Here is a 25,359-nt window from a genome sequence, read left to right as displayed (position 1 = left end):
CCGGTAGGGAAACGCCGGCACGGAGCCGCCGGTACGGAAGACGCCCCGGCGCGTACGGAGGTAAGCGGACGACGCCGGGCCGGGAGCGGAGGACACCGCCCCCGGCCCGCCGCCGCTCGACGCCCCTCCCGACCCTCTCCCGACTGCCCCCGACTCCCCGGTCAGCGCCGCTGATTCGTCCGCCGCGTCGCGACCGCCTCCGACGGGTCCTCCGGCCACGGGTGGCGCGGATACCGGCCGCGCAGCTCCGCCCGTACGGCCCGGTACCCGTCCCGCCAGAACGACGCCAGGTCCGCCGTCACCGCCGCGGGCCGCCCCGCCGGCGAGAGCAGATGCACCAGTACGGGGACGGCCGCCTCGCCCGCCACCCGGGGCGTCTCCCGCAGCCCGAACAGTTCCTGGAGCTTCACCGCCAGCACCGGCTGGGGCCCGCCGTACTCCACCCGTACCCGCGAACCGCTCGGCACCTCGATCCGCTCCGGCGCCAGCTCGTCCAGGCGCGCCGCCTCCCCGGTCGCCCACGGCAGCAGCCGCCGCAGCGCCTGCCCCGCGTCGAGCCGCGCCAGATCCGCCCGCCGCGCCGCCCGGGACAGCTCCGGCTCCAGCCACTCGTCCGGCCGCGCCAGCAGCGCCCCGTCCGAGACATCGGGCCAGCCGCCGCCCACCTCCCGGTGGAGAAACGCCAGCCGCTCCCGGAGCCCCCGCGCCTCCCGGGTCCAGTGCAGCAACTCCAGCCCCTCCCGCCCCAGTCCCGCCAGCAGGGCCCCTCGTACGAGAGCCGGGTCCGCCCCCTTCAGCGGGCGTACGGAGAGTTCCACCGCCCCCAGCCGGGCCACCCGCCGGGCCACCACATCGCCACCGTCCCAGGAGACCTCCTCGCGCTCGGCGTAGGCGTGGCCCGCCGCCTCCCGCGCGGTCTCCTCGTCGATCACCGCGGCCAGCCGCACCCGCGCCGAGGCCGCCGAGGCCGGCCGGTCCGCCACCGCCACCGCCAGCCACCGCGCCCCGCGCACCCCGGACCCCGGACCCACCTCGGTCCCCGTCCCCGACACCATCAGAAACGCCCCCTCCCCCCGGGCCCTGGCCACCCGCTCGGGAAACGCCAGCGCGGTGACGAGCCCGGCGACGGCGTCATCGGAGCGCGGACGCCCGGCCCCGGCCTCTGGCCCGGCCCCCGTCCCGCCCGCACCCGACGCCGCCGAGGAGAGGCGTCGTACCTCCTGGCGCCAGCGCGCCGCGTACGGGTCGCCGCCCCCGCCGCCCGCCGCCCCGTCACGGGCCGTGCGCCACGCCGCCGCCACATCGTCCCCATACGCCCTCGGCGGCTCCTCGGCGAGCAGGGCCACCACCTCCGCCGCCCGGCGGACACCCACCTCACGGGCGCCGTCCAGCAGCGCCCTCGCCAGCCGGGGATGCACGCCCAGGCCGGCCATGCGCACGCCCCGCCGGGTCGCGCGGCCCGCTCCGTCCACCGCGCCGATCGCGGTCAGTACGGAGCGGGCCGCCGCCAGCGCACCGGCGGGCGGCGCGTCCAGCAGCGCGAGGCCCGCCGCCGACGGGTCGCCCCAGCACGCCGCCTGGAGCGCGAACGCCGCCAGGTCCGCGACCTTGATCTCGGGGGAGGGGAAAGGGGCCAGCCGGCCGTGCTCCCCCTCCGACCAGCAGCGGTACACCGTGCCGGGCGCCTCGCGTCCGGCACGCCCCGCGCGCTGGGCGGCGGCGGCCCGGGAGACCCGTACCGTCGTCAGCGCGCCCAGCCCCCGCGCGTGGTCCGTACGGGGCTCCCGCGCCAGGCCCGCGTCGACCACGACCCGTACCCCCGGCACCGTCAGGCTCGACTCGGCCACCGCCGTCGCCAGCACCACCCGGCGCCCCGCCCCCGCACCCGCGAGCACCGCGTCCTGCACGGCGGCGGGCGCCCTGCCGTGCACCTGGAGCACCTCGGCCCCGCACCCCGCGAGCGCCCCGGCCACCCGGCCGATCTCGCCCACCCCGGGCAGGAAACAGAGCACATCGCCCGCGCGCTCCGCCAGCGCCCGCCGCACCACCGCGGCGACATGCGTCAGCAGCGCCGGATCGACCCGCATCCCGTGCGGCGGCCGCACCGGCGACGGGGGCGGCGCCCACACCACCTCCACCGGGTGCGACACGCCGTCCGCCGTCACCACCGGCGCGTCGCCGAGCAGCCGTGCCCACCCGGCCGCGTCGGTGGTCGCCGACGCCGCGACCAGCCGCAGCCCGGGGCGGAGCGCCGCCCGTACATCCAGCAGGAACGCCGCCGCCGTGTCCGCGTCCAGATGGCGTTCATGGCACTCGTCCAGGATCACCGTGTCGACCCCGGCCAGCTCCTGGTCGCGCTGGAGCCGCTGGAGGAGCACCCCGGTGGTCACCACCTCCACCACCGTTTCGCGCCCCACCGCGCGCTCCCCGCGCACGGTGAACCCGACCCGCTCCCCGGCGCGTTCGCCCAGCAGCCAGGCCATCCGGCGGGCCGCCGCCCGCGCCGCGATCCGGCGGGGCTCGGCGACGATCACCCGCCGCCGTACCGGGCCTGGCCCCGCGCCGGCCCCGGCCGCGCCGGGCGGACCCGCCGGACCCGCCAGACCGGCCAGGACGAGGGGGACGAGGGTCGTCTTGCCGGTGCCCGGAGGTGCGCACAGGACCGCCGTGCCGTGCGTGCCGAGGGCGCGCTCCAGGGCGGGGAGGGCGGTACGTACGGGCAGGGCGGCCAGGATGTCGTCGCGGATCACCCGCCCAGTCTCGCCCGGCCGGACCCGTACTCGTACGCCTGCACCCGTCCCGTACCCGTACGCCTGTACCCGTACGGCCCCTACGTCACCGCCACCGCGGCGCCACCTCAGTCGCGCTCGCAGACGAAGATCGCCGTGCCCGGGATCAGCGCGCCGCGCAGCGGCGACCAGCCGCCCCACTCCTGGGTGTTCCAGGCGGGCCACTCCGGCTCCACCAGGTCGACCAGCCGGAAGCCGCCCGCGACCACGTCCCGCACCCGGTCGCCGACCGTCCTGTGGTGCTCCACGTAGACCGCGCGCCCCGCCTCGTCCTGCTCCACGTACGGCGTGCGGTCGAAGTACGAGGCCGCCGCCGTCAGCCCCTCGGGGCCCGGCTCGTCGGGGAACGCCCAGCGCACCGGGTGCGTCACCGAGAAGACCCAGCGCCCGCCGGGCCGCAGCACCCGCCGTACCTCGCGGAACACCTTCACCGGATCGGCCACGAACGGGATCGCGCCGTACGCCGAGCAGGCCAGGTCGAAGGAGCCGTCCCGGAAGGGCAGCGCCCCCGCGTCCGCCTGCACCAGCGGGAAGGCGCCGGCGCGCCCATCGGCGATGCGCAGCGCGTGCTGGAGCTGGCGGTGCGAGAGGTCGAGCGCCACCGGGCGCGCGCCCTGCGCCGCCAGCCAGCGCGAGCACTGCGCCGCGCCCGCGCCGATCTCCAGCACCTCCCGGCCCGCCAGCTTCTCCGCGGGGCCCAGCAGCTCGGCCTCCACCTCGTCGAGCCCCTCGGGGCACCAGACGAAGCGGTCGTCGCCGAGGAAGGTGCCGTGCTCGATCTGGTACTCGTCGGCGTTCCGGTCCCACCACCCCCGGTTGGCGCGGCTGCTCTCGGTCTCGCCGGAGTCACGGCGGGTGGCCTCGGGCTCGGCGTCGGGTCCGGTGCCGGGGAGCGCGTCGCCGCCGGTCCGGAGGGTGTCGCCGGTCTGTTCCTGCTGCTCTTGGATCATCGTGTCCGTCGTCGTAGGGTGCGGGCAGAGGGCCTTGTGGCCTCATCAAACGCAGTTTGTGCCGGGTATGGGAGGTTCCGCCCCGGGTGTGCGCCTTCGCGCATTGACCGTGCCCGGCTGCCCCCGTATGCTAAAGGTTGCGCTGCGGGCTTGCGCGCCTCAGACGTAGCAGCCGCGCTCGCACTCTGTAAGCGCGTATTCCCGTACGCGTTCCTCGGTCGGCGAGGCGCTTTCCCCGGGTCATCGGGGGCGGCGCTCCCTTGGCTGTCCGGGCTCTTGCAGGTGGCGATACGGGCTCCCGGCGTAGCAGTACCTACGACTCACTGTCCGCACCGGAGCCCTTTCCCACATGACGAGCAGCACCGAGACCACCGCCACCACCCCGCAGGTTGCGGTCAACGACATCGGTAACGAGGAAGCCTTCCTCGCCGCGATCGACGAGACGATCAAGTACTTCAACGACGGCGACATCGTCGACGGCGTCATCGTGAAGGTCGACCGGGACGAGGTCCTGCTCGACATCGGTTACAAGACCGAAGGCGTCATCCCCTCCCGCGAGCTTTCGATCAAGCACGACGTCGACCCCAACGAGGTCGTCGCCGTGGGCGATGAGATCGAGGCCCTGGTTCTCCAGAAGGAGGACAAGGAAGGCCGTCTCATCCTCTCCAAGAAGCGTGCGCAGTACGAGCGCGCCTGGGGCACGATCGAGAAGATCAAGGAAGAGGACGGGATCGTCACCGGCACCGTCATCGAGGTCGTCAAGGGTGGTCTCATCCTCGACATCGGCCTCCGTGGCTTCCTGCCGGCCTCTCTCGTCGAGATGCGTCGCGTCCGTGACCTCCAGCCCTACGTGGGCAAGGAGCTCGAAGCCAAGATCATCGAGCTGGACAAGAACCGCAACAACGTGGTCCTGTCCCGCCGTGCCTGGCTGGAGCAGACCCAGAGCGAGGTCCGCCAGACCTTCCTCACGACCCTCCAGAAGGGCCAGGTCCGCTCCGGCGTCGTCTCCTCGATCGTCAACTTCGGTGCGTTCGTGGACCTCGGCGGCGTCGACGGTCTCGTGCACGTCTCCGAGCTGTCCTGGAAGCACATCGACCACCCCTCCGAGGTTGTCGAGGTCGGCCAGGAAGTCACCGTCGAGGTCCTCGACGTGGACATGGACCGCGAGCGTGTCTCCCTGTCGCTCAAGGCGACGCAGGAAGACCCGTGGCAGCAGTTCGCCCGGACGCACCAGATCGGCCAGGTCGTCCCCGGCAAGGTCACCAAGCTCGTTCCGTTCGGCGCGTTCGTCCGGGTCGACGAGGGCATCGAGGGTCTGGTCCACATCTCCGAGCTGGCCGAGCGCCACGTGGAGATCCCGGAGCAGGTCGTCCAGGTCAACGACGAGATCTTCGTCAAGGTCATCGACATCGACCTGGAGCGCCGCCGCATCAGCCTCTCGCTGAAGCAGGCCAACGAGTCCTTCGGCAGCGACCCGGCCTCGGTCGAGTTCGACCCGACGCTCTACGGCATGGCCGCGTCCTACGACGACCAGGGCAACTACATCTACCCCGAGGGCTTCGACCCGGAGACCAACGACTGGCTGGAGGGCTTCGAGTCCCAGCGCGAGGCGTGGGAGGGCCAGTACGCCGAGGCGCAGGCGCGCTTCGAGCAGCACCAGGCCCAGGTCATCAAGTCCCGCGAGGCCGACGAGGCCGCCGCTGCCGAGGGTGCTGCCGCGCCCGCCGGCGGGGGCAGCGCTCCGGCCGCCTCCGGTGGCGGCGGCTCGTACTCCTCGGAGTCGGCGGACAACTCCGGCGCCCTGGCGTCGGACGAGGCGCTGGCCGCGCTGCGCGAGAAGCTCGCCGGCGGCCAGAGCTGACGCTCCGGCAGTACGCGGGTGGTGAGACACACGTCGTAGGCAGCAGGACCGCTTGAACGTAAGGCCCGTTCCCCTGAGGGAGCGGGCCTTACGCGTGTCCGCCGACGTCAACAGGTGTACCGGACGCGTCCACTTGGCCGTGGTTAGACGGGCCGGGCATGGGGAATGCCTGCGCCCCATGACGCGTTCTTCGTTATGGAATACGAGGAGGAGCGGTAACCGTGCTTGATCCGCAGGGTTTGTACGAGTGGGAGCCCAAGGGCCTCGCCGTCGTCGACATGGCGCTGGCGCAGGAGTCGGCGGGCCTGGTCATGCTGTACCACTTCGACGGCTACATCGACGCGGGGGAGACCGGCGACCAGATCGTCGACAACCTGCTGGAGTCGCTGCCCCACCAGGTGGTGGCCCGATTCGACCACGACCGGCTGGTCGACTACCGCGCGCGGCGCCCCCTCCTGACCTTCCGGCGCGACCGCTGGACGGCGTACGAGACGCCCACGCTCGACGTACGGCTGGTCCAGGACGCCACGGGCGCCCCCTTCCTGCTGCTGTCGGGTCCCGAACCCGATGTGGAGTGGGAGCGCTTCGCGGTGGCGGTGCGGCAGATCGTCGAGCGCCTCGGCGTCCGGCTCTCCGTCAACTTCCACGGCATCCCGATGGGCGTCCCGCACACGCGCCCCGTCGGCCTGACCCCGCACGGCAACCGCACCGACCTCACCCCGGGCCACCGCGGACCCTTCGACGAGGCACAGGTGCCCGGCAGCGCCGAATCGCTGGTCGAGTACCGGCTGATGGAGTCGGACCACGATGTACTCGGTGTCGCCGCGCATGTCCCGCACTACGTCGCCAGGTCCTCCTACCCGGACGCGGCGCTGACCGCGCTGGAGGCGATCACGGCGGCGACGGGGCTGGTGCTGCCGGGCGTCGCGCACTCCCTGCGTACGGAGGCGCGGCGCACCCAGACCGAGATCGAGCGGCAGCTCGGCGAGGGGGACGAGGAACTGGTCACGATGGTGCGGGGGCTTGAGCACCAGTACGACGCGATCGCGGGCGCCGAGACGCGCGGCAGCCTGGTCGCGGAGCCGGCGGAGCTGCCGTCGGCCGACGAGATCGGGCGCGAGTTCGAGAAGTTCCTCGCTGAGCGGGAGGGCGAGGGCGGCGCGTGACGGCCGGGCCGGCGGCCCTGGCGCCGACGCCTGTGACCCTGCCCCCTGCCGTGGTCCGGTGGGGGGCAGGGCCTACGCTGGCCGCATGCTGAGGTTGGGACTCACCGGCGGAATCGGTTCGGGGAAGAGCGAGGTCTCCCGGCTGCTGACCGAGTACGGAGCGGTGCTGATCGACTCCGACCGGATCGCGCGGGAGGTGGTGGCACCGGGCACCCCGGGGCTCGCGGCCGTGGTCGCCGAGTTCGGCCCGGACGTCCTCACCGCCGAGGGGGCCCTCGACCGGCCGGGTCTGGGCCGGATCGTCTTCGGGGACCCGGAGCGGCTGCGGGCGCTGAACGCGATCGTCCATCCGCTGGTACGGGCCCGCTCGGCGGAGCTGGAGGCGGCGGCCGGCCCGGACGCGATCGTCGTCCATGACGTACCGCTGCTCGTGGAGAACGCCATGACGGGCCTCTACGACCTGGTCGTGGTCGTGGACGCCGCCCCGGAGACCCAGCTCGACCGGCTGGTACGGCTGCGCGGGATGACCGAGTCCGAGGCGCGGAGCCGGATGGCGGCGCAGGCCACCCGGGAGGCGCGGCGGGCCGTCGCCGATGTCGTCATCGACAATGACGGCCCGCTGGAGCGGCTGGCCCCCCAGGTCCGCGAGGTGTGGCGGACCGCGACCGAACGCGCCTCGGCGCACCGCTGACCTGGTACGCGCCGGGGGCGTACGCCACCGAGCCGGGGAGTACGCGCGTACGCCCCCGAGAGGAAGACCCGAAAGGCCCGGGAAGGCCCGGAAAGGCCCCGGAAAGGCCCCGGAAAGGCTGGGGAAGAGCGCCGTTGTGTCCGGCGTTGACAGGGCGAAGTGAGGGAAGGATCCGAAGGTGCCAGAGAACCCCGAGACCCATGTCATCGACTACCGCGCGGCGGAGCAGCTTCTCGCGGCGCGTGACCCGCGCGGAGCCGTCAAACTGCTGGACTCGGTGATCGCTTCGCACCCCGAGAACACCGCGGCACGGCTGCTCCGCGCCCGCGCGTTCTTCGCCGCCGCCCAGCTCCGCCCCGCCGAGCTGGAGTTCGAACTCGTCCTGGAGCGGGAGCCGGACAACGCGTTCGCGCACTTCGCGCTGGCCCGTACGTTCGAGCGCTCGGGCCGCCCCGAGCTGGCGCAACGGCACTTCAGGCTCGCCGCCGCGCTGGACCCCAAGCCCGAGTATCTGCGGGCGGCGCGCTTCGACGAGGGCGCCGGCGCTCCGGAGGCGTAACAGCTCCCGGAGAAGCACCTCCCCTTGGAGCAGCGCTCAGGCGGTGTGGTGCCCCATGCGGTGATGGTGGGGCCTGCGCCGCCTGCGGTGGCGCTCCAGGTCGCGGACGCGCTCCCGGTCCTGCCGAAGGACCGGGTTGGGGCCATGGCCCGGCGGGTACGGCCCGACGTCCCGGCCCGGCTGGAAGCTCTCTCCCTGCCGCGTCCGCTGCACGATCACGGCCATGTCGACCGCGACCACGAGCAGCAGGACGGCGCAGCCGAGCGACCACCAGGTCAGTCCGGCCGCGGCGAACGCGACCGTGCCGGCCGCCGTCCAGATCAGACCCCACAGGGTCAGCCAGAACCGCATACGCAGCGCACTGCGCGCGGTGACAGGTTCATTGCCGGTGCGCATGGCTTCCGCACCTCCCGTTTCCGGCGCTCACCACTGGTGTACCCGGGTACGCGAGTCCCGGAACGCGTACCCGGCGGGCGGCTCCGTACCGCCCCCGTACACGACCCAGTACACGCCCGCGCGCCGCTCGCCGCACGCCCGCACCCGGCTCGGCGCGTGCCCACCCGGCTCGGTGCGTGATCGGGTCGGTGCACGATCGGGTCAGTGCACGATCGAGTAGCTCCGCCACGGCCCGGCGCCGGGAGCGATCACGTCGGAGAGTGTGGTGGCGATATATGTGGTGTTCCCGCCGGTGCAGTCGGCCGTCGGATAGGCGACGAGGTCGAGCACGGTGTGGTTGGTGATCTCCACCGCGCCGTTCGGGAGTTTGTGGCAGCCCGTGACCGACGGCGTGGTCACCTGGATCTCGTGCTGCTGCTCGGTCTTGTACACGAGCGTGCCCACCGCGGCCCGGCCGAGACCGGAACAGCCCGTGACGGCGCAGGTGACGGCGGTGGCCAGCAGGGCGGTCCCGGCGGTGACGGCCAGGCGCCGGTACGGGGGGACGGACATGTGCGGGTCCTCGTCTCGACAGCGGAGGGCGGCGGACGGCGAGCGCGTGTGCTGGTCACCCTGCCGGATCCGGGCCGCCGGGGCACCGCGAGCGCGGCCGGCCGGGGTATACGGCCGGTAACACCGTGCGGGGCTTCCTCTTCCGCGTCTCTCGACCGCCGGTCGTCCAGGGCATACCGTGGAAGGGAGCCCGCGGAAGTGAGCGCACCTCGGTATGGCGTCAGTCGTCAGGGGGCCGATCATGGAAGAACTCGTCATCGCGGTGGTAGCCGCCCTCTGCGCGTGCGCGGTGTACGCCATGGCGGCGGCCCGGGTCGTCAAGCAGTACGAGCGGGGCGTGATCTTCCGCCTCGGCCGGGTGCGCGACGGCGTCCGGGGTCCCGGATTCACCACGGTCATCCCGTTCGTGGACCGGATGCACAAGGTCAACATGCAGATCGTGACGATGCCGGTGCCCGCACAGGACGGCATCACCCGCGACAACGTCACGGTGCGTGTGGACGCCGTGATCTATTTCAAGGTCGTCGACGCGGCCGACGCGTTGGTCCGCGTCGAGGACTACCGGTTCGCGGTCTCGCAGATGGCGCAGACCTCGCTGCGTTCGATCATCGGCAAGAGCGACCTGGACGACCTGCTGTCGAACCGGGAGAAGCTCAACCAGGGCCTGGAGCTGATGATCGACAGCCCGGCGATCGGCTGGGGCGTCCAGATCGACCGGGTCGAGATCAAGGACGTCTCGCTGCCGGAGACGATGAAGCGGTCGATGGCCCGCCAGGCCGAGGCGGACCGGGAGCGCCGGGCACGGGTCATCAACGCGGACGCGGAGCTCCAGGCGTCCAAGAAGCTCGCCGAGGCAGCCAAGCAGATGTCCGAGCAGCCCGCCGCGCTCCAGCTCAGGCTCTTGCAGACGGTGGTGGCGGTCGCCGCGGAGAAGAACTCCACCCTCGTCCTGCCCTTCCCCGTCGAGCTGCTGCGCTTCCTGGAGCGCGCCACGCCCGCCGAGGCCGCCCAGGCGGTCCAGGCGGTGGCCGACGTGGCCGGTTCCGCCGCACCACCGCCGTCGGTGTCCGCAGCGCCGGAACCGGCCACGTCGGCCACCGCACCGGCACCGGCACCGGCGCCGGCACCGGCCCCGGCGGAGGAACCGGAGCCGGGCGTTCCGGAGCCCGTGGAGCACCGGACCCCCACCGCTCCCGAGCCGGACGGGCGGCTGGTCACGCCCGGCGCACCGCCCCCGGCCAGGCCGCATGTCCAGCCGCACACCTGACCCGCTGGGCCACGCCCCCTCAGCGCCGCTCGTCCCCCTGGACGTCGGCGCTGAGCTGCGGAAACGACCGGCCCCGAGGGATTGTCAGACCCCCCGCCTAGACTCGCAGAGTCGTCGGATCCTTGGCAGTTCGAGGCGGGAAGGGGAGAGGCATGTCGTCGTACGGGAGCGGGTCGTACGGGCCGTACGGGAACGCGGGGCTGGTGCGCCACGCCGCGGTTTTCCTGCCCGCGGGGCTGCCGCGCGAGGGCCGGGTCGCCTTCTGGGATCCGGCGGCCCCGGCGGGCGAGCCGCCGGAGGTGCCGGACGCGGAGGGGGCCGAGCGGGCCGAGCTGACGGTGGTACGGGGGGATGGCGGCGCCGGTGACGACGGGGCCGGCGCGGGCGGCGGCGCCGGGACGGACGGCGGTCTGCGGGTGGCCACCGTGCCCGCGGTGGTCGTGCCGGTCGCCGACGCCGTCCCGCTGCTGGTCCGGGCCCGGAGCGACCGGGCAGCGCACCCGGCGTCGGCGTGCTGGGGCGCCGCCGCGCTGCACGCGCTCCAGTTGGCCGCGCGCGGGCGACTGCTCCCCGGGCTCACCGCCTCCGACCACGACGCCTGGCGCGCGGGCCCGCTCGACGCCGACGACATCGCCCAGTTGCGCGCCATCGCCGCCGCCATGCCGCCGGAGGCACACCCCGTACCCGTCCCGGGGAGCGATCCCCTCCAGGTCCCCGAGGCGGAAGCGCTCATCAGGGCATTTCTCGACGCGGTGGCCGACTCCCTGCCGCGTACCCCGGCGGCGGCGTACGCGGCAGGCGCGCCGTTCGCCGCCCGCGCCCCGCAGCATCTGCCGCGCGCCCGGCCCTGGGCGGCCGAGGCGGCGGCCGGGATGGACGCGGGGGTGCGGGTCTCGCTCCGCCTCGACCTCTCGGCCTACGACGCCTTCGACCACACGGAGGCCGACGCGGCGGAGGCCGATCCGGCGGAGGCTTCCCCGACGCTCGCGGCCCCGGGGAAGACCGCCCCGGGCGAGGGCGCGCCGGCGGAGGGCGCCCCGACGCTCGCCGCTCCGGCGGGGGCTGCTCCGGGCTCGGTGCGTGCGACCGCGGTTCCGGCGTCCGCCGCCCCCGGCCCGGCGCGCCTGGCCGTCGGCCCGCGTGCGGGCGTCCTCGGGGCCGAGGCGGCCCCGGCGGAGACGGCACGAGGGCCGGTGCGTCAGCCCGCAGGGCCGCGCGAGGGCGCCCCGGAAGGGCGGGCGGTCCGCCGCGCCGGGGCCGCGCTCGTCCAGATCCACAGCCTGGCCGATCCGACCCTGGTCATCGACGCTGCCCGGCTCTGGGCGGGCGACGGGGAGAGCTTCGGCCCGCGCGCCCGGATCGACGCCATGCTCGCCCTGCGCCGCGCGGCCCGGGTCTGGAACCCGCTCGGCCGCCTCCTGGAGCGGGACGTCCCCGACGCGCTGCCGCTCTCCGAGGACGAACTGTACGAACTCCTCGGCCCCGGGGCGGCCCGTCTCGCGGACGCCGGGGTCGCCGTGCACTGGCCGCGCGAGCTGGCCCGTACGCTCACCGCCGCCGCGGTCGTCCGCCCCGCGCCCGGCTCCGCCACCGACGGCACCCCGTTCTTCGACAGCACGGAACTCCTCACCTTCAACTGGCAGTTGGCGCTCGACGGCGACCCGCTCTCCGAGCAGGAGATGGACGCCCTCGCCGAGGCGCACCGGCCGATCGTCCGGCTGCGCGACCAGTGGGTGGTCGTCGACCCCGCCCTCGTCCGCAAGGCGCGCAAACGCGAACTCGGCCTGCTGGAGCCCGCCGACGCGCTGGCCGTCGCCCTGACCGGCACCGCCGACGTGGACGGCGAGACGGTGGAGGCCGTCCCCACCGGGGCGCTCGCGGCCCTCCGCGACCGGCTGGTCACCGGCCCGGGCACCGTTCCGCACCCCCCGGGGCTCGCCGCCACCCTGCGCGACTACCAACTGCGCGGCCTGGCCTGGCTCGACCTGATGACCTCCCTCGGGCTCGGCGGTTGCCTCGCCGACGACATGGGCCTCGGCAAGACCGTCACCCTCATCGCCCTCCATCTGCGCCGCGCCCGCCCCGTCCCGACGCTCGTCGTCTGCCCGGCCTCCCTCCTCGGCAACTGGCAGCGCGAGATCAACCGTTTCGCGCCCGGCGTCCCCGTGCACCGCTTCCACGGCACCGGACGCACCCTGGACGAGGTGACCGACGGCTTCGTCCTCACCACCTACGGCACGATGCGCGGCAGCGCCGAGACACTGGCCGCGCACCCCTGGGGCATGGTCGTCGCCGACGAGGCCCAGCATGTGAAGAACCCCTTCTCGTCCACGGCGAAGGCGCTCCGCACCATCCCCGCCCCCGCCAGGGTCGCGCTGACCGGCACCCCCGTGGAGAACAACCTCTCCGAGCTGTGGGCCCTCCTCGACTGGACCACCCCCGGGCTGCTCGGCCCGCTCAAGGCGTTCCGCGCCCGCCACGCGCGCGGCGTCGAGAACGCCGAGCACGCCCGGAGCGCCGGGGTGAAGGGCGCCGACAACGAGCAGGCGGTGGAGCGACTGGCCCGGCTGGTACGGCCGTTCCTGCTGCGCCGCAAGAAGTCCGACCCCGGGATCGTGCCCGAGCTGCCGCCCAAGACCGAGAGCGACCACCCCGTCGCCCTCACCCGGGAACAGGCATCCCTCTACGAGGCGGTGGTCCGCGAGACCATGGCCGCCATCGAGGAGTCCGAGGGCATCGCCCGCCGGGGGCTCGTGATGAAGCTGCTCACCTCCCTCAAACAGATCTGCAACCACCCCGCGCAGTATCTGAAGGAGGACGCGGCCCGGCTCACCGGCCGCTCCGGCAAGCTCGCCCTGCTCGACGAACTCCTCGACACCATCCTCACGGAGGACGGCTCGGTCCTCGTCTTCACCCAGTACGTGTCGATGGCCCGGCTGCTCTCCGCCCATCTCGCGGCCCGCGCCATCCCCTCCCAGCTCCTGCACGGCGCCACCCCGGTCGCCGAGCGCGAGCGGATGGTCGACCGGTTCCAGTCCGGGGAGGTGCCCGTCTTCGTCCTCTCCCTGAAGGCGGCGGGCACCGGCCTCAACCTCACCCGGGCCGGCCATGTCGTCCACTTCGACCGCTGGTGGAACCCGGCGGTCGAGGAACAGGCCACCGACCGCGCCTACCGCATCGGCCAGACCCAGCCCGTCCAGGTCCACCGGATCGTCGCCGAGGGCACGGTCGAGGACCGGATCGCCGAGATGCTCGCCGCCAAACAGGCCCTCGCCGACGCCGTCCTCGGCTCCGGCGAGGCCGCGCTCACCGAGCTGACCGACCGTGAGCTGAGCGACCTCGTCTCCCTGCGGAGGGTGTCATGACCGCCGCCCGCGCGCCCCGCCACGACGACCGGCGCCGCACCTTCCCCGCCCTGCCGCCCCGCCCCGGCACGGAGGGCGACTTCGCCGAGACCTGGTGGGGCAATGCCTGGGTGGAGGCGATGGAGGACGCCGCCCTCGACCCGGCCCGGCTCCGGCGCGGCCGTACCTACGCGGGCAGCGGCCAGGTCGCCGCGATCACCGTCACCCCCGGCCGGGTCATGGCGTACGTCCACGGGTCGCGCCCCCGTCCGTACCGTACGGAGCTGCGGCTGCGCACCCTCGACGACACCGGCTGGGAGGAGCTGCTCGACGCCGCCGCCGCCCGCCCCGACCACATCGCCGCCCTGCTCGACAAGGCCATGCCGCACACCCTCGCCGCCTCCGCCGACCTGCTCCCCACGGCGGGCGACCTCACCCCGGACTGCTCCTGCCCGGACGACGGCTACCCGTGCAAGCACGCGGCGGCCCTCTGCTACCAGACCGCGCGCCTCCTGGACGAGGACCCCTTCGTGCTCTTCCTGCTCCGGGGCCGCGGCGAGCAGGAGATCCTCGCCGACCTGACCCGGCGCAACGCCACCCGTACCGCCGCCGAACGCACCACGGCCGCCCCGCCGATGCCCGCCACCGACGCGCGGACCGCCCTCGCGGCGCGGGTACTCCCGCCGCTCCCGCCGCCGTTCCCCGTCCCCGCCCGCCCCGGCCGGCCGCCCGCCTACCCGCAGGCGCCCGGCGGGCCCGACCCGCTCGCCCTCGACCTCCTCGCCACCGAGGCCGCCGCCCGCGCCCACACGCTGCTGACCACGGGGCTCGACCCGGTCGGCGCGCTCACCCCCTGGCAGGACGCGGTACGGCTGGCCGCCGCCCACCCGGGATCCGGGCTCACCGCCTCCAGCCGGGCCCTCTACCGGGACCTGGCGGGCGCGCTCCGCCGTACCCCCACCGAGCTGGCCAGGGCCGTCGCCGCCTGGCGCCAGGGCGGCTTCGCCGGACTCGCCATACTGGAAGAGCTCTGGGACCCGCCCGCCGGCCCCTTCGACCGGGCCCGCCCCGCCCTGATCGCCGCGGGCTACGCGGACTTCCGCCCCTGGCGCAACCGGCTCTCCAACCGCTCCCGGCAACTGCGGTTCGGCCGGGACGGGATCTGGTACGGGTACGAGTCGGACCCCGGCCGCGACGACTGGTGGCCACGGGGCACCCCGGACACCGACCCGGTGGGGGCACTCGCCTGACCGCGAGGTGGCTGACCCGCGCATGACATGCGGAAAGCCCGCCGCCGGGGCGACAGGCTTCCGCGAGCGGGGTCCGGGGGAGCGGAGAGATCCGGACCGGTGGCTCCATGCCGTATCAGACTGTGTGGAGCGTGATCAGGCCGTGTGGAGCGTGAGGCCGTAGCGGCTGAGGATCGGGTTCAGCGGCTGGTAGAAGGTCGTACCACCGCTGGTGCAGTTGCCCGAGCCGCCCGAGGTGACGCCCTGGGCCTGGTCACCGCTGATGTACGAGCCGCCCGAGTCGCCGCCCTCGGCGCAGACGCTGGTCTGCGTCATGGAGTAGACCGCGCCCTGCGAGTAGTTCACCGTGACGTTCTTGGCCTGGATGTTGCCGCAGTGCCAGTGCGTCGTCGAGCCGGAGCGGCAGATCGAGGCGCCGATCGGGGCCTCGTTGGAGCCGCGGACGAGCTGGTCGGAGACGGTGCCCCAGCCGAGGACGACGGGCACGGTCCACCAGCCGCTGCCCACGTTCACCCACGCGTAGTCGTTGCCCGGGAAGGTCGAGCCCTGGAAGTTGCCGATGTACGAGCCGTCCCAGCCGTAGACCGCGGAGCCGGTGCCGCCGCAGTGCCCGGCGGTCACGAAGCCGCCGTACACCGAGAAGCCGATGGAGCAGCGGACGTTGCCCGTGTAGTACGGGTCGCCGCCGACCGTGCCGGCCGCGAAGGTGGTCGGGGCCTCGGCGGTCTCCTCGACCGTGACGGGACCGGCCTCGCGGGCCTGCGCCACGAAGGCGCGGACATCGCTGTCGTTCTTCCGGTCGGCGACGACATCCACCACGACCTGGTTGGCCTTGGCGTCCACGCGCCAGCCGCTGACCCCCGCCGGCGCGTCGTCGGCGATCGCGTCGATACGGTCCTTCGCGGCGTCGAGCTGCTTCTCGCTGTGGGCGACCAGCTTCACGGTCGCGCCGGTCGCCCGGATCGCCTCGGCCTTGGCGGCGCTGGTGGTGGCGACGGTCAGGGTGGAGCTCTCCGGGTTGAACCAGGAGCCGGCGTAGGCGGCGCCCGCGGCGCGCTTCGCCTTGACCTCGACGGCGGTCGCGGTCTTCTCGGCGGCCAGCCGGGCCACGGCCTGGCTCTCCGTCAGACCGAAGTCCTTCTGCATCGCGGTCAGCATGCCGGCGGAGGCGGGAGCCTTGGCCTCGGCGCCGGCGGAGGGGGCGGCGGTGGCGGGTGCGATACCGGCGGTGGCCCAGGTGCCGATCAGGAGGAGAGCGGAGAGGCTGGTGCGGACAAGCGTGCTACGTCTCACGGGGATTGCCCTTCTGTGTTCCAGGCGAGGTGGGGGTGGAACAGCAGAGCCTGAGAGCGCTTTCAGGCGTTGCCAGCCGGGAGCGTAGCCGAGGATGCATGACAGGTCCATACCAACGGTTCCGGTCGGCCGAACGGCTCCGCGCCGTGGCCGGTTACCGTCGTTCCGATCCCGCCCGCGCACCGTCCGGTCCCGGTTTCGCCCCCCGCCCGCCGCTTTGCGACCGGTTAATCGTTAGATCCAGGGGCAGTTGCCGGTTTATCGTCGGTGACGTGGCGAAACTGAATCAGATCATCGCGGTGGAGAAGGGCGTCAAGTCGAAGACGCACCAGGACCTGGCGGCGGCCCATCACGGCCTCCAGAAGCCGGCGTTGCTGGCCGGAATCTCCCGTACGTACCAGCCGAAGGACGAGGAGGGCGAGCAGCTTCCGCCCGAGTCCACCCGGGTCCAGGTCCAGGCCGAGGACGTGCTGCGGGAGACCGCGAAGACGCTGACGCGGCTGTTCGACGTGACCGCCACCAAGGACTGGGCGAACTGCGCGGCGCGCGCCGATGTCACCGTCGACGGCCGGGTGCTGGTGAGCGAGGCGCCGGTGGCGTACCTCCTCTTCCTGGAGAAGCAGCTCACCGAGTTGAACGCCCTGATGCGCAGGCTGCCGGTGCTGGACGCGGCGGAGTCCTGGACCCAGGACCCCTCCACGGACGCCTGGAAGACGGAGCCGGTCCGTACGCTCCGTACGAAGAAGGTGCCGCGCAACCATGTGAAGGCCGAGGCCACGGAGAAGCACCCGGCGCAGGTCGAGGTCTACTACGAGGACATCCCGGTCGGCTCCTGGACCACGGTGAAATTCAGCGGGGCGCTGCCGGCCCGCCGGGTCAACGAACTGCTCGACCGGGTCGAGAAGCTCCAGCAGGCGGTGAAGTTCGCCCGCGAGGAGGCCAACAGCTCGGAGGTGACCGACCAGCGCGTGGGGGACGCGATATTCGGTTACCTGTTCGGCTGATCTCGTCTAAGGTCGTTCACGTATCGACATCGAGAATCCCCGGCCGTCGGCGCAGGGCTTGAGCCCTGTCCGGTGTGTGCCGGGGTGCGCGAGGAGCGCAAGCTGAAACTGAAGTTTGTCGTGATGGAGCGGCGACCGCCGCGATCAATCTCAGACTCTTGCTCCAGACTCAGCATCCGCCACTGATCGTCGGATCGAACGGGCCCAGGACCCGGACGTCGAATTGCCGGTTCAACTCCGGCCCGCGCAGCTCGATGCGCGGTGGTCCAAAGGCAGGACGCGACGACTTCATGAATGACCTGGGTTCTTAAACGCCCCGGCGTGCTCCATGAGTGGCCACCCAGGGCCCGGGAGGCAGGCTACGCCCCCGGGCCCGCTCCTTTTCCCCGTCCTGTTCTCCCTGCCGCGCTTTCCCGCCTCGTTTCCCCGCCCCGCTTCCCGGCCCCTACTGGCGGTATCCGCTCAGGAAGCGGCCGATCCGGCTGATCGCGGCGTCGAGGTCGTCGGCGTGCGGGAGGGTCAGGATGCGGAAGTGGTCGGGGCGCGGCCAGTTGAAGCCCGTGCCCTGGACGACCTGGATCTTCTCGCGCAACAGCAGGTCCAGAACGAACTGTTCGTCGTCGTGGATCTTGTGCACCTTCGGGTCGAGACGGGGGAACGCGTACAGCGCGCCCTTCGGCTTCACGCACGACACCCCCGGGATCTCGTTGAGCTTCTCCCACGCGCGGTCGCGCTGCTCGTGCAGCCTGCCGCCCGGAGCCGTCAGCTCCGCGATGGACTGCCGGCCGCCGAGCGCGGCCTGAATGGCGTACTGGGCGGGCGCGTTGGGGCACAGGCGCATCGACGCGAGCATCGTGAGCCCCTCCAGATAGCTGCGCGCGTGCTGCTTCGGGCCGGTCACCAGGAGCCACCCCGAGCGGAAACCCGCCACGCGGTACGTCTTGGAGAGCCCGCAGAAGGTGAGCACCACCAGGTCGGGGGCGAGGGCGGCGGCGCTGTGGTGGACCGCGTCGTCATAGACGATCTGGTCGTAGATCTCGTCAGCGAAGACCATGAGGTGGTGGCGGCGGGCGAGGTCGAGCATGCCCTCCACGATCTCCCGGGGATAGACCGAGCCCGTGGGGTTGTTGGGGTTGATGATCACCACGGCCTTGGTGCGGTCGGTGATCTTCGACGCCATGTCGGCCAGATCGGGGTACCACTCGGCGGACTCGTCGCACAGGTAGTGCACGGGACGGCCGCCCGCCATCGTGACGACGGCGGTCCAGAGCGGGTAGTCGGGGGCCGGGATCAGCACCTCGTCGCCGTCCTCCAGCAGCCCCTGGACGGCCATGGAGATCAGCTCGGAGACGCCGTTGCCGAGAAAGACGTCGTCGACCGTGACATCGGTCAGCCCGAGCGTCTGGTACCGCTGGGCGACGGCGCGGCGGGCGGAGAGGATGCCGCGCGAGTCGGTGTAGCCGTGCGCCTGGGGGAGCATCCGGATCATGTCCTGGAGGATCTCGTCGGGCGCCTCGAACCCGAAGAGCGCGGGGTTGCCGGTGTTGAGGCGCAGCACGCTGTGGCCCGCCTCCTCCAGCGCGTTGGCGTGCTCGATCACCGGACCGCGGATCTCGTAACAGACCTCGCTGAGCTTGCTCGACTGCCGGAATTCCATGCGGTGGCCTCCCCGACCTTGAGTGCGATACTTGGTTTTACCAAGTGTGAGCTTGGAAAGTCCAACGACATGTCTAGACTGCGTCGCATGCCACGCCGCCGAAGCTATGACCAATACTGTGCCGCCGCCCGCGCCCTGGACGCCGTGGGCGACCGGTGGACCCTGCTGATCGTCCGTGAACTCCTGGCGGGCCCCCGCCGGTACACCGATCTGCACGCGGATCTGCCCGGGGTGAGCACGGACGTCCTCGCGTCCCGGCTCAAGGACATGGAGCGCGACGAACTCACCACCCGGCGCAGGCTGCCGCCGCCGTCCGCCGCGTACGTCTACGAACTGACGGAACGGGGCCGGGGGTTGCTGCCCGTCCTCACCGCCCTGGCGGAATGGGGAGCTCCGGCGCTGGCGGAACGGCTGCCGACCGACGCGGTACGGGCGCACTGGTTCGCTGTGCCGCTGCTCAGGGCGGTCTCCGGACCGTACGAGGCGACGGGGGGCACGGCGGGCACGGTGGAGGTCCGCCTCGACGAGGGCGTGTTCCACCTGCGGCTCGGCGACGACGGCGGGACGGCCCCGGACGGCGCCCGCCCCGCGTACGGCGACGGCCCCGCCGCCTCCCCGGACGCCCGCCTCACCCTCGACTCCGACACCTGCCGCGCCCTGAGCACGGGCACCCTGACGGTGCCGGACGGGGTACGGGCCGGACGTATCGAGGTCACCGGCGAGACCACACTCGCGAAGGCCCTGCGCGGCGAGTGACCCGGGTACGGCGCCGGGCCCGCCTGGGGCCGTACGGTGCCGGGCTTGCCTGGGGCGGTACGGTGCCGGGCTCGCCTGGGGCGGTACGGTGCCGGGCTCGCCTCGGGCGGTACGGCGCCGGGCCCTTGCCGGGTGTACGGTCCCGGTCCGGTCCCTCAGGTACGGTGCCGCGCCGGGCCGGGGGACGGGGTCCAGGGGGTGGCCGGGGCCGCGGGGGCGCGGGTGATGATGGTGTCGTGCGACTCGAAGCGATCACCTGGGAGCGGTTGACCGAGGCCCTTGCCGACCGGCTGGCGGAGGGCGAGGCCCCCGCGCCGGAGGCGGGCGGCGGCCGTTGGCTGCGGGTCGGGGTCGACGGGGCTCCGGCCGCGCGGCCGGAGCGGGCCGCCGCCGCGCTCGCCGAGGCGCTGCGGCTGCGCGGGCGTTCGGTGCTGGTGGTCGGCGCCGGCGGCTTTCTCCGGCCGGCCTCGCTGCGGTACGAGTACGGGCGCGAGGACCCGGACACGTACTACAGCGGCTGGTTCGACACCGGCGCGCTCTGGCGCGAGGTGCTGACCCCGCTGGACCCCGGCGGCACCGGCCGGGTCCTGCCCGACCTCTGGGACCCGGCCACCGACCGGGCCACCCGCTCACCGCGCCGCGAACTCGCCCCGGGCGGCGTCCTCCTGCTCCACGGTCCGCTGCTGCTGGGGCACTGGTTCCCGTTCGACCTCACGGTCCACCTGCGGCTCTCGCCGGCCGCGCTCCGGCGCCGTACCGACCCGGCCGAGCGGTGGACGCTCCCCGCCTTCGCACGGTACGAGGCGGAGGTCGACCCGGCCGCCACCGCCGATGTGGTGGTACGGGCCGACGACCCCCGCCACCCCGCCTGGGGCGGCCTGCACCCCGCCTGACCTGGCCCGACCCCGCCTGACCTGGCCCGACCCCGCCTGGCCCGGGCCCCTGGGGGTCACTCCGGCTGGGGACGGCCGCCGGGGATCCGTACCGCCTGGGCGCCCGCGCGGCACCCCGCCTCGGCCGCCCGCACCGGGCTCGCGCCACGGAGCCGGGCCGCCAGATACGCCCCGGTGAAGGCGTCCCCCGCGCCGGTCGAGTCCAGCGCCCGCGCCGGGAGCGCCGCGATCCGGGCGGTCACCGCGCCCCGCTCGGCCACCAGGGCGCCGTCGCCGCCCCGGGTCACCACCGCCACCCGGGTCCGGGTGGAAAGCGCCGCCGCGGCCCGCGCCGGGTCCGCGAGACCGGTGAGCGCACGGGCCTCGTCCGCGTTGGGCAGCACCGTCTCGACGCCCTCGACGGCCGCGAGGAAACGCTCCGGCCCGAAGGTCCTGAGGAACCCCGCCGACGCCGGGTCCACACTCACCGGAACGCCCCGCTCCAGCGCCGCGAGCGCCACCGCCCGGCTGGTGGCGGCGTAGAAGAGATACCCGGAGAGGTGCAGTCGGCCGACCCCGTCGAGCAGCTCGGGCGACCAGGCGGAGCGCGGCAGGCGGAGCGCGGCGCCGCTGTCGGTGAGCAGGGTGCGCTCGGCGGTGGCGTCGACCAGGGAGACGACCGTGGCGGTCGCCGCCCCCGGGGCGAGGACGAGCCGGGCCCGTACCCCCGCACGCCGCAGCCGCTCCGCGTGCCAGTCGCGGGCGTCCGCGCCCACCCCGGCGAGCAGCCGGACATCCGCGCAGCCGCTCCGCGCCGCCCAGCAGGCGGCGTTCGCCCCGGCGCCGCCCGGCAGCGTCCGGATCTCGGCGGCGGTGTCGGTGCCCCGGGCGAGCGGGGTACGGTACCGCGCCACCACATCGGTCACCACATCGCCGATCACCAGCAGCCCCGCCCCCGGGCGGCCGTGCCCCTGCCGGACCGTCACGCCCGCTCCTCTCCCCGGGAGCCGCCGGCCCCCGCCCGCGCCGCCGCCCGCGCCCCCGCGATCCGGGCAGCGAGGCGGACATTGCCGCGTACCGCCGCGAGATTCGCCTCCAGCGAGGCGCCCTCGGTGCGCCGCATCAGCAGATCGAGCAGGAACGGGGTGACCGCCTGGCCGGTGATCCCCCGCTCCGCGCACTCCTCCAGCGCCTCGGCGAGCAACCGGTCGTGGAGCTCCGGGTCGAGCTGCTCCGCCTCCGGCACCGGGTTGGCCACGATCAGCGCGGCCTCCGGGCCGCCCAGCGCGTCCTGCGCCGCCATCACCGAGGCGACCTCCTCGGGTGTCCCCACCGTCCAGTCGACCGGTTCGCCCGACGAGGCGAGGTAGAAGCCGGGGAAGCGCTCCGTCCGGTAACCGACCACCGAGACGCCCAGCGTCTCCAGCCGCTGGAGCGTCGCCGGGACGTCCAGGATCGACTTGACGCCCGCGCACACCACCGTGATCCGCGTTCCGGCCAGCAGCCGCAGATCGGCCGACTCGTCCTGCGACACGGTCCACCCCCGGTGCACCCCGCCCAGGCCACCGGTCGCGAAGACCCGGATCCCGGCCCGCGCGGCGAGGAACGCGGTGGCCGAGACGGTCGTCGCCCCGCTCGCCCCGGCCGCCAGCGCGGGCGCGAGATCGCGCTGCCCCAGCTTCCGTACCGCGTTGTCCCGCGCCACCCGCTCCAACTGGCCCCGATCCAGGCCCACATGGGGGCGGCCGTCCAGCACGGCCACCGTCGCGGGGACGGCGCCCCCGGACCGTACGAGCCCCTCCAGCTCCTCCGCGACCGCGAGGTTACGGGGGCGTGGCAGGCCATGCGCGATGATCGTCGATTCCAGGGCGACCACGGGGCGGCCCGTGGCCAGTGCCTCCCGTACCTCGGGGGAGAGCTGGGCTGCGGTGGCTTCGGTGTCCGGCATGTCCCCATCCCTGGCACACCCGGGCCGTACGCAAACCCCCGGCCCCCCGACGTGGCCCGGAACACCCCCCCGGCAGCCGGATGCCTCCGGACGGCGGCGGGCCGGAACAGCGGCGGCCGGAGCGTGGGCACCGGCCACGGAAGCGCGGGCGCAACGGTCTCAGAACAGCGGCTCCGGCAGCACCCCCTCCAGCGCCAGCAGCGCGCGCTTCGTCTCGAGACCTCCCCCGAACCCGCCCAGCCCGCCCTGGCTCTCCACCACCCGGTGGCAGGGCACGACCACCGGCAGCGGATTGGAGCCCATCGCCACACCGACGGCCTGCGCCGCCGTCGGCTGCCCCACCCGCGCCGCCAGATCGCCGTACCCGACCACCGTGCCGTACGGCACCCCCGTCGCCAGCTCCCGCAGCACCTGCCGGTTGAACCCCGAGGAGAGCGTCCAGTCCAGCGGCAGACCGAACTCCCGCAGCTCCCCCGCGAAGTACGCCGACAACTCGCCTACCGCCCCGGCGAGCAGACCCGAGGCGCACTCCACCGGCTCGGCGCCCAGCCGCTCCCGGAGCCGGGCGAGCGCCCGCCCCCGCACGCCAGGACCCGCGTGGAAGACGACGCTCACCAGCCCCTGGCCCGTCGCGGCCAGCAGCAGCGGCCCGATGCCGCTCTCCATGACGGTCCACTCCACCGACGACTCCGGTGCCCGCCCGTTCCCGTTCATGGCAACCACCGTAAGGCCCGCCACTGACAACCGGCCCGACCTGCGGCGATGCCGGTCCGCCCGGCTGTGGCCCGGCTCGGCTCAGCCGACCGTGTCGCGGACCACGTCCGGGTAGTTGGTGATGATCCCGTCCACGCCCATGTCCCTGACCCGCGCCGCGTCCGCCGCGCTGTTGACCGTCCAGGTGGAGACCGTCAGCGGCTTGCCGTGCGCGCCCTTCAGCCGGTGCACCGCCGCCACGTACTCCGTGCTCAGCGTGGTGTACGACGGGTTGATCTGGTCCGTGAAGGCCGCGTACGACGGCAGTTCGGCCACCGGCGGCGTACCGAGGAAGCCGGTCGTGATGTCGGGCCGCTGCCGGTGCACCGCGCGGACGCTCTCCGCGCTGAAGCTCTGGATCACCAGCCGGTTCCTGACATGCGCCGGGTCCAGCCACCGCTCCTGGCGCAGCACCCGCAGGATGTCCTTCTCGATGCCCGGGTACAGCTCCGGGGACTTGATCTCCAGCAGCAGCTTCTGCCGGTTGGCGTCGACCGTGCGCAGATACTGCTCCAGCGTCGGCACCCGGGTGCCCGCCCACTTCGCGCCGAACCAGCTCCCCGCGTCCAGCCGGGCGATCTCCGCGGCGGTGAAGTCCGCGACCTTCCAGGGCGCCCGGTCCGGGAAGACCTCCGCCACGTCGGTGGTGCGCCGCAGGTTGTCGTCGTGGATCACGACGAGCCGGCCGTCCTTGGTCCGCTGGACGTCGTTCTCCACCCAGCCGATGCCCAGCGCGCCGGCCGCGTCGACGGCCGGGAGGGTGTTCTCCGGCGCGTACGCGGAGGCGCCGCGGTGCGCGATCACCAGCGGGCCGCCGCACCGTCCCGCCGCGTCCGTGTCCGCGGTGGCGGCGGCCGCCGTGCCCGGGAGGACCAGCGCCGAGGCGGTGAGCAGGGCGGCGGCGGCCGTGGTGACTGAGGTACGTGCGTACACGGGGACTCCTCGCGTCGTGAGGTGGGGCATTCGTCGAGTGCGTCGTGCGTCGTGCGTCGTGCTCGTGCGTGCGGTGCGTGGTGAGCAAGTGGTGCTGTCGTGTCGGTGAGGTGGCCGTTCGGGGGGTGCGCGGGGGTAGCCCGCCCGAGGGTGACAGCCTTTGGCGAACGGAGAACAGGCGAAGCCCGGCCACAAGGTGAAGTCATGGGAAGCCATGGCGTGGACCGGTCCGTGAAGACACGCCGGGGAAGAGTGGTGAAAGAACGTCGGGAGTTGGTGGATACGCCGTTTCAGGGCGACTCATGTCGATAAAACGTTCAGTACCTGTTTGAATCCGAGGCCGATCGTCCTACCCTCCCGGGACCGGCGCATCCGTACAGTCAGCACAAGGGGCGAAGGGCACACCGCTATGCACGGCACCATCGACGGATTCAGCTACGGTCTGGTCACCCCCGTGGCGGGCTTTCTCATGGCCTGCCTCGGCGCCGCCCTGGGCCTGCGCTGCACCATGAGATGCCTGCGCACCCAGCACGCCTGGAAGCCGGGCGGTCTCGCGCTCGGCGCCGCCTCCATCGGCTCCGGCATATGGACCATGCACTTCATCGCGATGACCGGGTTCGTCGTCGCCGAGGCCCCGGTCGGCTACGACCGGCCGACGACCTTCGCCAGCCTGGTGGTGGGCATCGTCATGGTCGGGATCGGGATCTTCATCGTCGGCTACCGCGCCGCCACCCGGCTGGCCCTGCTCACCGGCGGCACCATCACAGGGCTCGGCATCGCCACCATGCACTACCTCGGCATGGCCGGGATGCGGCTGGACGGCGGGCGTATCGACTACGACCTCCTGAGCGTCGCCCTCTCCGTGGTGATCGCCGTCGCCGCCGCGACCGGGGCCCTGTGGGTCGTCGTATCCCGCCGGGGCTTCCTGGCCAGCCTCGCCGCCAGTGTGGTCATGGGCGCGGCGTCGACCGGGATGCACTACACGGCCATGGCCGGCGTCCACGTCCACCTGGAGGCCACCGGCGGCCCCGGCGGAGAGCCGGCCACCGAACTCCTCGTCCCCATGCTCCTCGGGCCCGCCGTCTTCCTGCTGCTGGCCGGTGTGGCCGTGGTGGTCGACCCGCTGCTGGTGACCGGCGGCGGCGCGCGGAACGCCGGCTCCGGGGGAGTGCGGCGGCTCCGCCCCGGGGTGCCCACGCAGCGTATGCGCGCGAACCCGGCCCGCCGCGACCGGCGTGACCAGGTCGACACCGCCGCCGCCCGCTCCGCCCTCCGCCGCTCCGCGGACCTCCACGACGTGTGACGGAGCCCCGCCGGG

21 protein-coding genes are annotated in these 25,359 nt (G+C 73.7%); 11 read left to right on the top strand and 10 right to left on the bottom strand.

Annotated elements, in window-relative coordinates:
- Window positions 1-161 precede the first annotated feature (161 nt).
- Together hrpB and AB0O07_RS11355 are read right to left on the bottom strand one after the other, a co-directional pair.
- Window positions 162-2,750 (bottom strand): ATP-dependent helicase HrpB, encoded by a 2,589-nt coding sequence (gene hrpB / locus AB0O07_RS11360; protein ID WP_365630699.1) that lies wholly within the window; start codon window positions 2,748-2,750, stop codon window positions 162-164.
- A 107-nt stretch (window positions 2,751-2,857) separates the two neighbouring features.
- Window positions 2,858-3,739 (bottom strand): class I SAM-dependent methyltransferase, encoded by an 882-nt coding sequence (locus AB0O07_RS11355; RefSeq protein ID WP_365630697.1) that lies wholly within the window; start codon window positions 3,737-3,739, stop codon window positions 2,858-2,860.
- Between the two features lie 349 nt (window positions 3,740-4,088).
- Between AB0O07_RS11355 and rpsA the strand changes: the two genes are divergently transcribed.
- From rpsA to AB0O07_RS11335, 4 genes are all read left to right on the top strand, one after another.
- Window positions 4,089-5,600 (top strand): 30S ribosomal protein S1, encoded by a 1,512-nt coding sequence (rpsA, locus tag AB0O07_RS11350; protein WP_365630695.1) that lies wholly within the window; start codon window positions 4,089-4,091, stop codon window positions 5,598-5,600.
- Between the two features lie 221 nt (window positions 5,601-5,821).
- Window positions 5,822-6,766 carry a PAC2 family protein gene (locus tag AB0O07_RS11345; protein ID WP_365630693.1) on the top strand — a complete coding sequence of 315 codons (945 nt, stop codon included), beginning with the start codon at window positions 5,822-5,824 and terminating at the stop codon, window positions 6,764-6,766.
- 85 nt (window positions 6,767-6,851) lie between these two features.
- Window positions 6,852-7,457, top strand: a complete 606-nt coding sequence (gene coaE, locus AB0O07_RS11340) for a dephospho-CoA kinase (RefSeq protein ID WP_365630691.1) — start codon at window positions 6,852-6,854, stop codon at window positions 7,455-7,457.
- 178 nt (window positions 7,458-7,635) lie between these two features.
- On the top strand, window positions 7,636-8,016 hold the full coding sequence (locus AB0O07_RS11335; protein ID WP_365630689.1) for a tetratricopeptide repeat protein: 381 nt from the start codon (window positions 7,636-7,638) through the stop codon (window positions 8,014-8,016).
- A 36-nt stretch (window positions 8,017-8,052) separates the two neighbouring features.
- Here AB0O07_RS11335 and AB0O07_RS11330 read toward each other — a convergent pair whose 3' ends face one another.
- Together AB0O07_RS11330 and AB0O07_RS11325 are read right to left on the bottom strand one after the other, a co-directional pair.
- Window positions 8,053-8,412 (bottom strand): DUF6343 family protein, encoded by a 360-nt coding sequence (locus AB0O07_RS11330; RefSeq protein WP_365630687.1) that lies wholly within the window; start codon window positions 8,410-8,412, stop codon window positions 8,053-8,055.
- A gap of 201 nt (window positions 8,413-8,613) precedes the next feature.
- The gene (locus AB0O07_RS11325; protein WP_365630685.1) at window positions 8,614-8,964 is read right to left on the bottom strand and encodes a hypothetical protein; all 351 of its coding nucleotides are present in this window, start codon (window positions 8,962-8,964) and stop codon (window positions 8,614-8,616) included.
- Between the two features lie 238 nt (window positions 8,965-9,202).
- Between AB0O07_RS11325 and AB0O07_RS11320 the strand changes: the two genes are divergently transcribed.
- The 3 genes from AB0O07_RS11320 to AB0O07_RS11310 all read left to right on the top strand — a co-directional run bounded on the left by AB0O07_RS11320 (window position 9,203) and on the right by AB0O07_RS11310 (window position 14,825).
- Window positions 9,203-10,231, top strand: coding sequence for a slipin family protein (locus tag AB0O07_RS11320; protein WP_365631526.1), 1,029 nt, complete (start codon window positions 9,203-9,205; stop codon window positions 10,229-10,231).
- 152 nt (window positions 10,232-10,383) lie between these two features.
- Window positions 10,384-13,596, top strand: a complete 3,213-nt coding sequence (locus AB0O07_RS11315) for an SNF2-related protein (RefSeq protein WP_365630683.1) — start codon at window positions 10,384-10,386, stop codon at window positions 13,594-13,596.
- On the top strand, window positions 13,593-14,825 hold the full coding sequence (locus AB0O07_RS11310) for an SWIM zinc finger family protein (RefSeq protein WP_365630681.1): 1,233 nt from the start codon (window positions 13,593-13,595) through the stop codon (window positions 14,823-14,825). The genes AB0O07_RS11315 and AB0O07_RS11310 overlap by 4 nt, the downstream gene beginning before the upstream one ends.
- Before the next feature lie 135 nt (window positions 14,826-14,960).
- Here AB0O07_RS11310 and AB0O07_RS11305 read toward each other — a convergent pair whose 3' ends face one another.
- Complete coding sequence (locus tag AB0O07_RS11305; protein WP_365630679.1) at window positions 14,961-16,118, bottom strand: S1 family peptidase; 1,158 nt, start codon at window positions 16,116-16,118, stop codon at window positions 14,961-14,963.
- 272 nt (window positions 16,119-16,390) lie between these two features.
- On the opposite strand from AB0O07_RS11305, the gene AB0O07_RS11300 reads away from it, so the two are divergent.
- Entirely contained in the window at window positions 16,391-17,122 is a 732-nt protein-coding gene (locus AB0O07_RS11300) for a hypothetical protein (RefSeq protein WP_365630677.1), read from the top strand.
- Between the two features lie 445 nt (window positions 17,123-17,567).
- On the opposite strand, the gene AB0O07_RS11295 is transcribed toward AB0O07_RS11300, so the two are convergent.
- A complete protein-coding gene (locus AB0O07_RS11295) occupies window positions 17,568-18,779 on the bottom strand; it encodes a pyridoxal phosphate-dependent aminotransferase (protein WP_365630675.1) in 1,212 nt (403 codons plus the stop codon).
- Window positions 18,780-18,866: 87 nt separating this feature from the next.
- Between AB0O07_RS11295 and AB0O07_RS11290 the strand changes: the two genes are divergently transcribed.
- Together AB0O07_RS11290 and AB0O07_RS11285 are read left to right on the top strand one after the other, a co-directional pair.
- Entirely contained in the window at window positions 18,867-19,535 is a 669-nt protein-coding gene (locus tag AB0O07_RS11290) for a helix-turn-helix domain-containing protein (protein ID WP_365630673.1), read from the top strand.
- A 236-nt stretch (window positions 19,536-19,771) separates the two neighbouring features.
- Window positions 19,772-20,428, top strand: coding sequence for a uridine kinase (locus tag AB0O07_RS11285; RefSeq protein WP_365630671.1), 657 nt, complete (start codon window positions 19,772-19,774; stop codon window positions 20,426-20,428).
- A 56-nt stretch (window positions 20,429-20,484) separates the two neighbouring features.
- Here the strand turns inward: AB0O07_RS11285 and AB0O07_RS11280 are convergent, their stop codons facing one another.
- The 4 genes from AB0O07_RS11280 to AB0O07_RS11265 all read right to left on the bottom strand — a co-directional run bounded on the left by AB0O07_RS11280 (window position 20,485) and on the right by AB0O07_RS11265 (window position 24,041).
- Window positions 20,485-21,393 (bottom strand): PfkB family carbohydrate kinase, encoded by a 909-nt coding sequence (locus tag AB0O07_RS11280; RefSeq protein WP_365630669.1) that lies wholly within the window; start codon window positions 21,391-21,393, stop codon window positions 20,485-20,487.
- Window positions 21,390-22,355, bottom strand: coding sequence for a pseudouridine-5'-phosphate glycosidase (locus AB0O07_RS11275; RefSeq protein ID WP_365630667.1), 966 nt, complete (start codon window positions 22,353-22,355; stop codon window positions 21,390-21,392). The genes AB0O07_RS11280 and AB0O07_RS11275 overlap by 4 nt, the downstream gene beginning before the upstream one ends.
- Before the next feature lie 159 nt (window positions 22,356-22,514).
- Entirely contained in the window at window positions 22,515-23,069 is a 555-nt protein-coding gene (locus AB0O07_RS11270) for a methylated-DNA--[protein]-cysteine S-methyltransferase (protein ID WP_365630666.1), read from the bottom strand.
- 81 nt (window positions 23,070-23,150) lie between these two features.
- Complete coding sequence (locus AB0O07_RS11265; RefSeq protein WP_365630664.1) at window positions 23,151-24,041, bottom strand: glycerophosphodiester phosphodiesterase family protein; 891 nt, start codon at window positions 24,039-24,041, stop codon at window positions 23,151-23,153.
- Window positions 24,042-24,450: 409 nt separating this feature from the next.
- Between AB0O07_RS11265 and AB0O07_RS11260 the strand changes: the two genes are divergently transcribed.
- Window positions 24,451-25,344 (top strand): MHYT domain-containing protein, encoded by an 894-nt coding sequence (locus tag AB0O07_RS11260; RefSeq protein WP_365630662.1) that lies wholly within the window; start codon window positions 24,451-24,453, stop codon window positions 25,342-25,344.
- Window positions 25,345-25,359: the final 15 nt, after the last annotated feature.

This window comes from Streptomyces sp. NPDC093085 (assembly GCF_040683935.1).
Taxonomy (GTDB): Bacteria; Actinomycetota; Actinomycetes; order Streptomycetales; family Streptomycetaceae; genus Streptomyces.
This window is presented reverse-complemented; position numbering and strand designations above follow the sequence as displayed.

Excerpts from the sequence above, each read along its gene's own strand:
- AB0O07_RS11355 (WP_365630697.1), bottom strand. The coding sequence starts at position 3,739 with ATGATCCAAGAGCAGCAGGAACAGACCGGCGACACCCTCCGGACCGGC.
- rpsA (WP_365630695.1), top strand. The coding sequence starts at position 4,089 with ATGACGAGCAGCACCGAGACCACCGCCACCACCCCGCAGGTTGCGGTC.
- coaE (WP_365630691.1), top strand. The coding sequence starts at position 6,852 with ATGCTGAGGTTGGGACTCACCGGCGGAATCGGTTCGGGGAAGAGCGAG.
- AB0O07_RS11330 (WP_365630687.1), bottom strand. The coding sequence starts at position 8,412 with ATGCGCACCGGCAATGAACCTGTCACCGCGCGCAGTGCGCTGCGTATG.
- AB0O07_RS11325 (WP_365630685.1), bottom strand. The coding sequence starts at position 8,964 with ATGTCCGTCCCCCCGTACCGGCGCCTGGCCGTCACCGCCGGGACCGCC.
- AB0O07_RS11315 (WP_365630683.1), top strand. The coding sequence starts at position 10,384 with ATGTCGTCGTACGGGAGCGGGTCGTACGGGCCGTACGGGAACGCGGGG.
- AB0O07_RS11310 (WP_365630681.1), top strand. The coding sequence starts at position 13,593 with ATGACCGCCGCCCGCGCGCCCCGCCACGACGACCGGCGCCGCACCTTC.
- AB0O07_RS11295 (WP_365630675.1), bottom strand. The coding sequence starts at position 18,779 with ATGGAATTCCGGCAGTCGAGCAAGCTCAGCGAGGTCTGTTACGAGATC.
- AB0O07_RS11290 (WP_365630673.1), top strand. The coding sequence starts at position 18,867 with ATGCCACGCCGCCGAAGCTATGACCAATACTGTGCCGCCGCCCGCGCC.
- AB0O07_RS11275 (WP_365630667.1), bottom strand. The coding sequence starts at position 22,355 with ATGCCGGACACCGAAGCCACCGCAGCCCAGCTCTCCCCCGAGGTACGG.
- AB0O07_RS11270 (WP_365630666.1), bottom strand. The coding sequence starts at position 23,069 with ATGAACGGGAACGGGCGGGCACCGGAGTCGTCGGTGGAGTGGACCGTC.
- AB0O07_RS11260 (WP_365630662.1), top strand. The coding sequence starts at position 24,451 with ATGCACGGCACCATCGACGGATTCAGCTACGGTCTGGTCACCCCCGTG.